This window comes from Nakamurella leprariae (assembly GCF_016918035.1).
GTDB lineage: Bacteria > Actinomycetota > Actinomycetes > Mycobacteriales > Nakamurellaceae > Nakamurella > Nakamurella leprariae.
In genome coordinates, this window is the sequence record NZ_JAERWK010000016.1 from 1 (window position 1) to 12262 (window position 12262).

At 73.5% G+C, this 12262-nt stretch carries 9 protein-coding genes; 1 reads left to right on the forward strand and 8 read right to left on the reverse strand.

The genetic code is table 11. From position 1 onward, the window contains the following. Nucleotides 1-56: 56 nt before the first annotated feature. From rpmA to JL106_RS12345, 3 genes are all read right to left on the reverse strand, one after another. Entirely contained in the window at nucleotides 57-350 is a 294-nt protein-coding gene (rpmA, locus tag JL106_RS12335; protein WP_205261030.1) for a 50S ribosomal protein L27, read from the reverse strand. A gap of 77 nt (nucleotides 351-427) precedes the next feature. Beyond that, the gene (rplU, locus tag JL106_RS12340; protein WP_205261031.1) at nucleotides 428-739 is read right to left on the reverse strand and encodes a 50S ribosomal protein L21; all 312 of its coding nucleotides are present in this window, start codon (nucleotides 737-739) and stop codon (nucleotides 428-430) included. 262 nt (nucleotides 740-1001) lie between these two features. Continuing rightward, nucleotides 1002-4322: a ribonuclease E/G gene (locus tag JL106_RS12345; protein ID WP_205261032.1), complete on the reverse strand. Its 3321-nt coding sequence runs from the start codon at nucleotides 4320-4322 to the stop codon at nucleotides 1002-1004. A gap of 443 nt (nucleotides 4323-4765) precedes the next feature. Here JL106_RS12345 and dinB point away from each other — a divergent pair, with 443 nt between their 5' ends. Next, a complete protein-coding gene (dinB, locus tag JL106_RS12350; protein ID WP_328842220.1) occupies nucleotides 4766-5977 on the forward strand; it encodes a DNA polymerase IV in 1212 nt (403 codons plus the stop codon). A 37-nt stretch (nucleotides 5978-6014) separates the two neighbouring features. Here dinB and JL106_RS21020 read toward each other — a convergent pair whose 3' ends face one another. The 5 genes from JL106_RS21020 to JL106_RS12375 form a co-directional block, all read right to left on the reverse strand. Continuing rightward, the gene (locus tag JL106_RS21020; RefSeq protein ID WP_205261034.1) at nucleotides 6015-6632 is read right to left on the reverse strand and encodes a GNAT family N-acetyltransferase; all 618 of its coding nucleotides are present in this window, start codon (nucleotides 6630-6632) and stop codon (nucleotides 6015-6017) included. Further along, complete coding sequence (ndk, locus tag JL106_RS12360; RefSeq protein WP_205261035.1) at nucleotides 6629-7039, reverse strand: nucleoside-diphosphate kinase; 411 nt, start codon at nucleotides 7037-7039, stop codon at nucleotides 6629-6631. The genes JL106_RS21020 and ndk overlap by 4 nt, the downstream gene beginning before the upstream one ends. A 134-nt stretch (nucleotides 7040-7173) precedes the next feature. After that, nucleotides 7174-7632 (reverse strand): DUF4233 domain-containing protein, encoded by a 459-nt coding sequence (locus JL106_RS12365; protein ID WP_205261036.1) that lies wholly within the window; start codon nucleotides 7630-7632, stop codon nucleotides 7174-7176. Continuing rightward, nucleotides 7629-9257, reverse strand: a complete 1629-nt coding sequence (locus JL106_RS12370; RefSeq protein ID WP_205261037.1) for a bifunctional folylpolyglutamate synthase/dihydrofolate synthase — start codon at nucleotides 9255-9257, stop codon at nucleotides 7629-7631. Before JL106_RS12370 ends, JL106_RS12365 begins: the two co-directional genes overlap by 4 nt. Further along, nucleotides 9254-12040 (reverse strand): valine--tRNA ligase, encoded by a 2787-nt coding sequence (locus JL106_RS12375; RefSeq protein ID WP_205261038.1) that lies wholly within the window; start codon nucleotides 12038-12040, stop codon nucleotides 9254-9256. Before JL106_RS12375 ends, JL106_RS12370 begins: the two co-directional genes overlap by 4 nt. Nucleotides 12041-12262 lie beyond the last annotated feature (222 nt).

Here is a 12262-nt window from a genome sequence, read left to right on the forward strand (position 1 = left end):
GGGGCCGCCCCTGGTCGAGTCGTGGTCGGCTCAGTCGCCGTGTCCTGCGACGGTGGTCAGACCCCAGCGGTCTCGGCGACCGGAGCCGCCGCGGCCGGGACGCCGGTCACGATGTTCACCGTCTTGCGGCCGCGCTTGGTGCCGAACTCGACGGAGCCGGGGACCAGGGCGAACAGGGTGTCGTCCTTGCCGCGGCCGACGCCGACGCCCGGGTGGAACTTGGTGCCACGCTGCCGCACCAGGATCTCCCCGGCGACGACGACCTGACCACCGAACCGCTTGACCCCCAGGAACTGGGGGTTCGAGTCGCGGCCGTTGCGGGAGCTGGAAGCACCCTTCTTGTGTGCCATGACGAGCCTTTCTGCAGCTTCGGGAACGATCTGGCGCGATCGACCCGAGATCAGGACGAGCGCCGGGGAACTCGGACCTACTTGACCGCGATCCCGGTGACCTTGACCCGGGTCAACGGCTGACGGTGACCCTGCCGCTTGTGGTACCCGGTCTTGTTCTTGAACTTGTGGATGACGATCTTCGGACCCTTGGTGTGGGCCACGACCTCGCCGGACACGGTGACACCGGCCAGCGCGTCGGCTCCGGTGGTCACCGAGGCGCCGTCCACGACCAGCACCGCCGGCAGCGTCACGGCGACCCCGGGCTCACCCTCGAGCTTCTCGACCTCGATGATGGTTCCTTCGGCGACCTTGTACTGCTTGCCGCCGGTCTTGACGATCGCGTACATCGTGGACGCGCCTTCCTGCCTGTCGAGTGCTGCGCGGGGCAGCGTGTGAGCTGTGGACCGGACCGGGTTCGCCGGCCGCAGGGTCATCCCCGCGGCCCCAGACACCGGACCGGTTGACGCGGCGCCCACGACCTCTCGATTCCGGGCATCGCAAAACCCGCTGACGGGCAGCGGGCCGACCACCGATCGTACGCGCCGCCGCCGGGCGGAGCAAACCGCCCACCCGGCCGACAGCATCGATCCGCCGGTCGATCCGCCGTGGTCACGACGGGTCGGCACCGTCCTGCCCGGCCGGGTCGCCGGAGCCGTCGGCCGATGCAGCCGAGCTGACCAGCACCGGCGCCGACGCCGACGCGGCACCGGAGGGACCCGCGGGTCGGGACACGGCCCGCCGGCGCGGCCGCCCTGCAGGGGCCTCGGTGGTCCCCGTGGTCCCGGCGGCACCGGTGGCCACGGTGTTCACGGTGGCCGCCGCCGGGACGGCCACCGGCTCGGCCGGGGCCAGCACCATGTCGACCGCCGCCGTCGTCGCCGGGGCGCCGGCCGGGCGACCGGCCGCCCGCCGGCGTCGGCTCCGGGTGGGCGCCGGAGCGTCCTGGGTCGCAGGATCGGCCGGCGCCTCGGCCTGGGCGGGCTCGACCGCGCTCGGCTCGTCCTCGACCGGGCTGACCGGATCCAGGTCGATCGGCGCGTCGACCGGCGCGACGAGCGCCGTCGAGGTCACCGGCGCGTCGGCCGAGGACGGCCCGCGCTGCGGAGGTTCGGTCGTCTCCGGCTCACCCCCGGCGTCCTCGTCGGTCGTACGTCGGGTGGCCCGGTCGACCGCGGCCAGCACCGAGGCCAGCAGCCCGTCGTCCGGTCGTCCCGCCTCGTCCGCCCGGTCCGCAGCCCCGTCGTCGGCGGCGGCCACCGGCTCGACCAGGGGCGGCGCCGGCTCGGCGTCGACGCCCGACGGGCGAGGCGGCCGGGGTCCACGCGGATCCGGCGGTCGCACGGTGGCCACCGGCACGGTCGCCGCCGGCGCCGGCTTGGCCGGCTCCTCCGTCCGGCGTTCGCCACGGTTGCGGCGGCCCTTGCCTGACTTGCGTTCGCCGGTCGGAGCGGGAGTCTCGTCACCCTGGTCGACCGGGGCGGCGTGCAGCAGCAGACCCCGACCGCCACAGTGCGGGCAGGGTTCGGAGAACGCCTCGACCAGCCCGGTACCCATGCGCTTGCGGGTCATCTGGACCAGACCCAGGGACGTGACCTCGGCGACCTGGTGCCGGCTGCGGTCCCGACCCAGGCACTCGGTGAGCCGACGCAGCACCAGTTCCCGGTTGGACTCCAGCACCATGTCGATGAAGTCGACGACGATGATGCCGCCGATGTCCCGCAGCCGGAGCTGGCGGACGACCTCCTCGGCCGCCTCCAGGTTGTTGCGGGTCACCGTCTCCTCGAGGTTCCCGCCGGACCCGGTGTACTTGCCGGTGTTGACGTCGATGACCGTCATCGCCTCGGTGCGGTCGATGACCAGCGAGCCACCCGAGGGCAGGTGCACCTTGCGCTCGAGCGCCTTGGCGATCTGCTCGTCGATCCGGTAGGCGCTGAACACGTCGCGCCCCGACGACGGCGACTCGTACTCCTGCACGCGCTCAGCCAGCTCCGGCGCCACCGCGGCCACGTACTCGGCGACGGCCCGGTAGGCGTCCGGCCCGTCGATGACCAGACGGTGGATGTCCGAGTTGAACAGGTCGCGGACCACCTTGATGAGGGTGTCCGGCTCCGCCGAGAGCTGGGTGGGCGCCGACTGCTTGACCTCGGCGCGGCGGGAGATCTCCTCCCACTGCTCCTTGAGCCGCTCGACGTCGCGGACCAGCTCCTCCTCCGGCACACCCTCGGCCGCGGTCCGGATGATGACGCCCGCGTCCTCCGGGACGATCCGGTCCAGGATGCTCTTGAGCCGCTTGCGCTCGGTGTCCGGCAGCTTGCGCGAGATGCCGGTGGCCCCACCCCCCGGCACGTAGACCAGGAACCGGCCCGGCAGCGAGATCTGGGTGGTCAGCCGGGCGCCCTTGTGGCCGACCGGGTCCTTGGACACCTGGACCAGCACGGTGTCCCCGCTGGACAACGCCGTCTCGATGCGACGGGCCTTGCCGACCAGACCGGCCAGGTCCCAGTTCACCTCGCCGGCGTACAGCACGGCGTTGCGGCCGCGACCGATGTCGACGAACGCGGCCTCCATCGACGGCAGCACGTTCTGCACCTTGCCCAGGAAGATGCTGCCGATCAGCGACTCGGAGCCGGCCCGGGAGACGAAGTGCTCGACGAGCACGCCGTCCTCGAGCAGGGCGACCTGGGCCAGGTCGTCCCGCTGCCGGATGGCCATGACCCGCTCGACCGACTCGCGCCGGGCCAGGAACTCGGACTCGGTGAGGATGTGCGTGCGCCGGCCCGACCCGCGGGAGTCCCGGCGGCGCTGCCGCTTGGCCTCCAGCCGGGTGGACCCGCGGACCCCCTGCACCTCGGCACTGGCGGAGTCCCGCCCCGAGTCGCGCGCCGCGTCCCGTGCCGACTGGCCCGAGCGGCTCTCCCGGACATGCACGACGGTGTTGTCCGGGTCGTCCTCGCGGGGGGCGTCATCGGAACCGCCGCGACGGCGACGACGGCGCCGACGTCGGCTGCCGGCCCCGTCCTCGGCCTGGTCATCGGCCTGGTCCTCGTCACCGGCCGGGTCAGTGCCCGACTCCCGGTCGGCCGCGGTGGTCGTCTCGGTGGCCGCCGCTGCGCCGTCCTCGGTGCTCTCGTCGCCGGCCTCCGCGGCGGCAGCGGTGTCCTCGCCCGCACCGGCCTCGCCGGCCTCGTCGCCCGCGCGTCCGCGGCCGCGGCGCCCACGGCGGCGACGCCGGCCCCGGCCGCCCTCGGCCCGGTCCTGCTCCTCGGCCGACTCCTCCGCGGCGCCCTCGTCATCGGCGGTGGCGTCGTCCGCCGTCACCTCGGTGCTGGCGGTGTCGGCCGTGGCTGCGGCGTCCGCCGTCGGATCGGTCGCGACCGGCTCGGCACCGGTCGCCGGCTCGCCGGTCGGCTGCTCATCGGTCGGGGCGGCCGCAGCGGTCGCACCTCGGCCCCGCGTGCTGCGGCCCCGACGGCGACGCGGGCGGGCGGCGCCGTCCTCAGCGTCAGCGTCACCGACCGGCGCCGCATCGGGATCGGCCGCGGTCGGGGTGGCGGCCGCCTCGGGCGCCAGGAACAGCGGACCGGCCGCCGCGGGCGCGGTCTCATCGGGAACCTCGGTCGCGGGCTCCTCGGTCGCCGGTGTCTCGGCCGCGGGCGCCTCTGCCGCGGCGGCGGTGTCGGCGCCACTCAGCCGCTCGGTGAGCACCTGCACGGCGACATCGCGATCGACGGCCGACTGCGCGGAACCGGCGGCGTGTCCCTGCTCGGTGAGCAGGGCCTGGACCTGCTTGGACGTCAGGCCGGCCAGCTTGGCCAGCTGGTGCACCCGCGGACGGGCGGGCAGCGCGTCCAGCGCCGCGGTGAGCGCGCCGACGTCGGGGGCGCCGCTCGGGGTCTCGCTGGAGGTGGTCGGGTGGGTCGACCGGGGCATGCAGGTTCCTCTCTTGCGGCACCCGGGCGCATACATGACGCGTCCGCGCAGGTGTCGTCACACGATCGAGACCGCGGCGCTGCGCCTGTCGCCCGGAGGCGACCGCCGCGGCGCGCGCGGGAAGTCTGATGACGGACCGGCCGTGGCTCCACCGTCCGCCCCCACCGGTCACCCCGGTGGTCCGGCGGTCGGAACCCGACCCGGTCGGATCTGCACGGATGCCGGTCGGAACGACCACACACCCCCACGGACCTGCCGTCCAGTATCCCACAGCCCCAGCTCGGAGCCCTCAGGCCCGCGGCGCCGGTGGGTCGCGGCAGCCGGGGGCCGGGCCGGGACAGCTGGAGCCGCCCGGCGGTGCGACCGAGCCGCGGCACGGACGCCCAGCGGTCCGGCGGGTGCACACCGAGGCATCTGTCGGTACCCGATGCGAACATGTGTCCGTGCCCGACGAGCCGCCCGGCCGAACCGCTCCCTCGGTGCTGCACGCCGATCTGGACGCCTTCTACGCATCGGTCGAGCAGCGCGACGACCCGCGCCTGCGAGGGCGGCCGGTGATCGTCGGCGGGGGTGTCGTGCTGGCCGCCAGCTACCAGGCCAAGGCCCGGGGCGTCCGCACCGCGATGGGCGGCCGACAGGCCCGCCGGCTGTGCCCCGACGCCGCTGTGGTGCCACCCCGGTTCGCCGCGTACAGCGCGGCGTCCACGGCGGTGTTCGCGGTGTTCCGGGACACCACCCCGCTGGTCGAGGGCATCTCCATCGACGAGGCGTTCCTGGACGTCGGTGGGCTGCGGAACCTGGTCGGGCCACCCGAGCTCATCGCCGCGCAGCTCCGCCGACGGGTGGCTGCCGAGGTCGGTCTGCCCATCACCGTCGGCGCCGCGACGACGAAGTTCGTGGCCAAGGTGGCCAGCGCGGTGGCCAAGCCGGACGGGCTGCTGGTGGTGCCGCCGGGCGGCGAGCTCGCCTTCCTGCACCCGCTGCCGGTGGAGCGGCTCTGGGGCGTCGGCGAGGTGACGGCCCGCAAGCTGCACGGCTGCGGCATCCGCACCGTGGCCCAGGTGGCCGAGATGGGTGAGGCCGCGCTGGTCGCCCTGCTCGGCCCGGGTACCGGTCATCACCTCCACGCGTTGGCGCACGCCCGCGACCCTCGTCGGGTCCGGACGGACGTGCACCGCCGCTCGGTCGGCGCGCAGTGCGCACTGGGATGGGCCACCCGGGACCTGGAGCACATCGATGCCACCGCGCTCGCCCTGGTGGACCGGGTGGCCAACCGGATGCGCGGCGCCCACCGGATCGGCCGCACCGTCACCCTGCGGCTGCGCTTCGCGGACTTCACCCGGTGCACCCGTTCGCACACCCTGGGCACCCCGACGGACAGCACCCCGGCGCTGGTCGACGCGCTCCGCACCCTGCTCCGGAACGCGGCGCCGCTGATCACCGACCAGGGCGCAACCCTGGTCGGGGTAGCGGTCTCCGGACTGGTCCGGGACGGCGCGGTGCAACTGGAGCTGCCGTTCGAGCCGGCCCGGACCGGCGACCTGGACCGCACCCTCGACCAGGTGCGCGACCGGTTCGGCACCTCGGCCGTCACCCGGGGCGTCCTGGTCGGCCGGCACATCGGCACGCCGGTGCCGACCCTGCCGGACCGGTGAGACGCGGCCGGTCGGGCGAGCCGGGGGTCCGAGCGGATCAGGTCCGGTCGGGCCCATCCGCGGTGAGGTCCAGCAGGTAGAACACCTCATCACGGTCGTCGCCCGGCCCGACGCGGACCCACCCGGGCCGGCGTCCCCACTCGACGAAGCCGAAGCGCCGGTAGAGCCGGTCGGCCCCCGACCCGTCCCGGACCGACAGGTCGATCTTCTCCAGGCCACGCTCGCGGGCCAGCTCGATGAGCCGGGTCACCAGCTGGACCCCGATGCCGGCACCCTGCGCGGCCGGGTCGACCATCACGGTGCTGACCCAGCCGGTGTGCGCGAGCAGTCCGACGCCGGGTCGTAGCATGGCGGCGCCGACCAGCTGCCGACCCCGCAACGCGGTGATGGCCAGCAGCCGACCCGCGCGCAGGTCGGCGACCACCCCGGCGGCGCGACCGGCGACCTCGGACCGGGTGGCGTTCGGGGCGAACCCGACCGCGCCGCCCGCCTCGGTGACGCGGTGCCACAACGTCACCAGGGCGACCCCGAAGGCGTTGTCGGCGGCCTGCGAACCGCCCGGACCGACCCTGCGGAACTCCACCGGCACGTCCGGACCGTCCTCGAGCGCCGACTCCGGCTGCGCCTCGGGGAGATCGGATCCGTCCCCCTTCACAGGCTCGGGAACCACAGCCCGATCTCCCGCTCGGCCGACGCGGTGGAGTCCGAACCGTGCACCAGGTTGAACTGCGTCTCCAGACCGAAGTCGCCCCGGATCGATCCGGTCGCCGCCTTCTCGACCGGATCGGTGCCGCCGGCCAGCTGACGGAACGCCGCGATGGCCCGCGGGCCCTCGACGACCGCCGCGACCAGCGGGCCACCGGTGATGAACTCCAGCAGGCCGTCGTAGAACGGTTTGCCCTCGTGCTCGGCGTAGTGGGCGGCGGCCACCTCGGTCGTCGCCGTCCGGAGTTCCAGCGCCACCAGGGTCAGACCCTTGCGCTCGATCCGGCTCAGCACCTCACCGACCAGGGCGCGGCGCACTCCGTCGGGCTTGATCAGGACGAGGGTGCGTTCGGACACCAGGACTCCGGTTCTCTTCGGGTGCTGCTCGGATGTGCTCGGGCACTTGCTCGGGAACGTCACCGGTCGGCCGACCGGCGTGGTTCGGGACGACGTGCTCTCGGACGACGGGGTGCGGCGCGTCTCCGGACCGCTCAGGTTCCGGCCGGTGGATCCGCGGGCGGGGTCGGCCGCTGTTGCGAGGGCAGCGTACCGGCGGCCTGCCGACGCCGGAACTCGGTGCGCATCCACAGGATGGCCACCCAGACCAGCAGGAACACGATGCCGATGATGCCGAGCCAGGCGGACAGCACCCAGCCGGCGATGTTCAGCACCTGCAGCACCGCGATCGCCGTGATCACCCACGGACGGGTGATCAGCGCACAGGTGCCGATCATGGCCACGGCCAGCAGCACGATCAGGGTGACCCCGACCCCGCCCACCTCGCGGCCGGTGTTCACCGCGACCGGGATGGACAGCAGCACGGTGATCGCCTGCAGCAGCAGCGTGGCCGACATGATCCCGCGCAGCCCCCGTTCCGGGTCCGGCGGCCGGACGGCCGGCGCGGGGCCGGCCGGGGTGGCGTCGGGCGGCGTGGCGCCGGCGGCGGTCACGCGGGTGCCTGCCCGGTCAGCGTGCGCACGTCGCCGGCCGAGACCACGGACCCGGTGACCAGCACGGCGGTGCCTGACGGATCGTCCACGTCGGTCTCGGCCAGTTCGACGGCCAGGGCGAGCGCGTCGTCCATCCGGTGGGTGGCGTGCACCCGGTCCTCCCCGAACACGTCCACGGCCAGCTCGACGAGCTCGGCCACCGGCATCGACCGCGGCGACGAGTTCACCGTCACCACCACCTCGTCGAAGGAGTTGGCCAGCGCCTCCAACACCCCGCGGACGTCCTTGTCCTGCAGCACGGCCAGCACCCCGACCAGCCGGGTGAAGGAGAACTCCTCGCTCAGGGCGGCGGCCAGCGCCCCGGCACCCGCGGGGTTGTGCGCCGCGTCGACGAGGATGGTCGGCGACGTCCGGACCCGTTCCAGCCGACCCGGCGACGCCACCGCCGCGAACGCGTCCTGCACCGCCTCGGTGTCCAGCTGGCGCGACGCCCCGGCCCCGAAGAAGGCCTCGACCGCGGCGAGCGCCGTCGCGGCGTTCACCGCCTGGTGCTCCCCGGCCAACGGCAGGAACACGTCCTCGTACACCCCGCCGAGGCCCTGCAGGGTCAGCCGCTGCCCACCGACCGCGAACGCCCGGCTGATCACCGCGAACTCGCTGTCGAACCGGGCGACGGTGGCATCGACCTCGACCGCGCGACGCAGCAGTTCCCGCATCGCATCCGGCGGCTGCGGGCCGATCACGGCCACCGACTCGGGCTTGATGATGCCGGCCTTGTTCCGGGCGATGTCGGTCAGTGTCGGTCCGAGGTACTCGACGTGGTCGATGTCGATCGGGGTGATCACCGCGACGCGGGCATCGGCCACCGTCGTGGAGTCCCACGTGCCACCCAGCCCGGTCTCGACGACCGCCGCGTCCACCGGCGCGTCGGCGAAGGCCGCATAGGCCATCGCGGTGAGCACCTCGAACTTGGACAGCTGGGTCGGGGTGCCCGGCTCGGCATCCCGGGCGGCGGCGTCTTCCACCATCCTCAGGTAGGGCGCCAGGTCCTCGAAGGCGGCGACGTACCGGTCCGGGTCGATCGGCTCGCCGTCCAGCGCGATCCGTTCGGTGACGACCTGCAGGTGCGGCGAGGTGAACCGGCCGGTGCGCAGTCCGAGTCGGGTGAGCAGCGCGTCGATCATCCGCGCGGTGGAGGTCTTGCCGTTGGTGCCCGCCACCTGCAGCACCGGGTAGCTGGTCTGCGGATCGCCGAGCAGGCCGAGCAGGGTGCTGATGCGGGTCAGCGTGGGCGAGATCTGCACCTCGTTGCGCCGACGGTCCAGCAGCGTCTCGACCGCGCCCAGAGTGAGCGGTGGCGAGTCCGGCACCAGCGACACCGCGTCGTCGTCGAGGTCGGCGGTCGATGCGGCGATGTCGACCTCGTCCGGCACGGCGCCGGGATCGTCACCGGTCAACCCGGCGAGGTCGGACAGGTCGTTCAGGTCGCCGACGTGCGGCCCGCCCAGGGGCGTGTCGTCGTCGGCCTCGAGCGGGTCGTCACGGTGATCGCCGTGTCCCTCGTCGGCGAACAGCCGGCCGTGGTCCGGATCATCCGGATCGTCCGGACCGGTGGGTGCGGTCATGCGGACTGCCCTCCGCTCCCGGCGGCCGGGCCGGTGAGCGCGCCCAGCTCGGCCAACCGCGCGGTCAACCGGTCGACGTCGGCCAGCGCCTGCGTGTGCCGGTCGCGGATCTTCTGCACGGCCTCGGGTTTCGCCCGCTGCATGAAGTTCTGGTTGCCCAGCTTGCGCTCGGCCTCGGCCAGCTCCTGCTCCGCAGCGCCCAGATCCTTGCGGGCCCGCGCGATCTCGGCCTCCACGTCGATCACCCCCGAGGTGTCCAGGCCGACCGTCGCCGTTCCGCCGGACAGCGGCACCGTCACGGTCAGGCTGGTGCGGTACCCGGCATCGGCCGGGCCGAGCCGGGTCAGCGTCCGGGCCGCTGCCTCGAGGACCGCCCAGGCGGCCGAAGACAGACCGTCGGGACGGGTCCACTCCCCCGACGGCACCGACCGGCTGGCCGGGACGCGCTGATCGGCCCGCGCCCGGCGGATCTCGGTGACCAGCCGGATCACGTCGTCCACCCAGGCCTGCGCGGCCGGGTCGGCCGGCCGGTCGGCATCCTGCGGCCAGGCGGCGATCATCAGCGACTCACCGCCGTCCGGCCCTACCAGCGGGCGCCACAGCGTCTCGGTGACGAACGGCATGAACGGGTGCAGCAGCCGCAGCACCGTGTCGAGCACCCCGCCGAGCACGGCCCGGGTGGTGGCCGCCGCCTGCTGGGCGGTGGTGTCGTCGGGGTGGGCCGCCGCGGTCTGCAGCGGCACCTTGGCCAGCTCCAGGTACCAGTCGCACAGCTCGTCCCAGATGAAGTGGTAGAGCCCCTCGGCCGCCTTGGCGAACTGGAAGTCCTCGAGCAGCCGGGTGGTGGCCGCCACGGTCGCCCGGAGCCGGTCGGTGATCCACCGGTCCGCCGGGGCGAGATCGTCGGTGTCCAGCGCGCCCTCGCGCACCACGGCACCGTTGCCCATCGCGAACCGCACCGCGTTGAACAGCTTGGTGGCGAAGTTGCGGGAGCCCTTGACCCAGTCCTCGGCGATGGCCTGGTCGGTGCCCGGGTTGGCCCCACGGGCCAGGGTGAACCGCACGGCGTCCGCGCCGTACTCCTCGATCCAGGCCAGCGGGTCGACCACGTTGCCGCGAGACTTGGACATCTTCTTGCCGTACTGGTCGCGGACCAGGCCGTGCAGGACCACGGTCCGGAACGGCACGGCACCGGTCCGGTCGCCGGGACTGCTCGCCCCGTCCGCGGTGTCGCGGAACGCGTACAGCCCGAACATCATCATCCGGACGACCCAGAAGAACAGGATGTCGTACCCGGTGACCAGTACCGACGTGGGGTAGAAGGCGCGCAGCGTGTCGGTCTGCTGCGGCCAGCCCATGGTGGAGAAGGGCCACAGCCCGGACGAGAACCAGGTGTCCAGGACGTCCGGGTCCTGCTCCCAGCCCTCGCCCGGCGGCTCCTCCCCCGGTCCCACGCAGCGGACCTGCCCGTCCGGGCCGTACCAGACCGGGATGCGGTGTCCCCACCAGAGCTGCCGGGAGATCGTCCAGTCGTGCATGTTGTCGACCCAGTCGAAGTACCGGGCCGCCATCTCCGGCGGGTGGATGGCGGTGTCGCCGCGACGCACCGCCTCCGAGGCGGCGGCGGCCAGCGGCGCCACCTTGACGAACCACTGGGTGGACAGCCGCGGTTCGATCGGCTCGTCCGTGCGGGAGGAGTGACCGACGGCGTGCCGGTGCACGCGTTCGTCCACCACCCGACCCTGTCGACGCAACTCCTCCTTGACCTCCCGGCGGGCCTCGAACCGGTCCATGCCGTCGAACCGGGTCCCGGTCCCCTCGACCGAGGCGTCCACCGCGAAGATGTCGATCATCGGCAGGTCGTGCCGGCGGCCGATCTCGAAGTCGTTCGGGTCGTGCGCCGGGGTCACCTTCACCGCGCCGGTCCCGAACGCCGGATCGACGTGCTCGTCGGCCACCACCGGGATCTCGCGGCCCACGATCGGCAGCAGCACGGTCCGACCGATCAGGTGGGCCCAGCGCTCGTCGTCCGGATGCACGGCGACCGCGGTGTCGCCCAGCATGGTCTCCACCCGGGTGGTGGCGACCACGATCGACGCACTGCCGTCCGGATCATCGTCCGGCCCGTACCGCAACGACACCAGCTCGCCGTCCACCTCGACGTGGTCGACCTCGATGTCCGACAGTGCCGTCCGGCCGACCGGCGACCAGTTGATGATCCGCTCGGCCCGGTAGATCAGGCCCTCGTCGTAGAGCTGCTTGAAGATGGTCTGCACCGCGGCGGACAGGCCGTCGTCGAGGGTGAACCGCTCGCGGTCCCAGTCGACGGAGTCGCCCAGCCGGGCCATCTGGCCCAGGATGGCGCCGCCGGACTCGGCCTTCCAGTCCCACACCCTCTGGACGAACAGGTCCCGGCCCAGTGCTTCCCGGCTGCTGCCCACCGAGGCCAACTGCTTCTCGACCAGCGTCTGGGTGGCGATGCCGGCGTGGTCCATGCCGGGCAGCCACAGCACCTCGTCGCCACTCATCCGGTGCCAGCGGGCGAGCACGTCCATCAGGGTGTGGTCCAGGGCGTGGCCGACGTGCAGGTTGCCGGTGACGTTCGGCGGCGGCAGCACGATGGAGAACGGCCTGCGCTCACCGGAGAGCACGCGCTGCTCGTCGGCCTTGAAGTAGCCGGCGGCGCGCCAGCGCTGGTACGTGGGTACCTCGATGGCCGCCGGGTCGTACTTGGCCGGGAGTTCCGGCTGGCCCTGGTCGGCGGTCTCGGGGGTCGCGGTCACGGAAGTCGAGTCTAGGCGTGACGCGATCGCGCCCGGACCGAGCGGCGCCCGGCGACCCGGCGCGACCGGCACCCCGCCCGAACGACGCCCGCCCGGCCGGATGCGCCCCGACCGGAGGCCCCGACCATCACATCACGGCACGCTCGGTGATGTGGCGTGACGGTCAGGTGAATTCGTTCGCATGACACGGCCGGAATCCGAACCCCTGTTTACCGTGAGCAC

Bases quoted from the DNA above. Each gene is read 5' to 3' on its own strand.
- rpmA (WP_205261030.1), bottom strand. From the start codon at position 350: ATGGCACACAAGAAGGGTGCTTCCAGCTCCCGCAACGGCCGCGACTCG.
- rplU (WP_205261031.1), bottom strand. From the start codon at position 739: ATGTACGCGATCGTCAAGACCGGCGGCAAGCAGTACAAGGTCGCCGAA.
- JL106_RS12345 (WP_205261032.1), bottom strand. From the start codon at position 4,322: ATGCCCCGGTCGACCCACCCGACCACCTCCAGCGAGACCCCGAGCGGC.
- JL106_RS12370 (WP_205261037.1), bottom strand. From the start codon at position 9,257: ATGACCGCACCCACCGGTCCGGACGATCCGGATGATCCGGACCACGGC.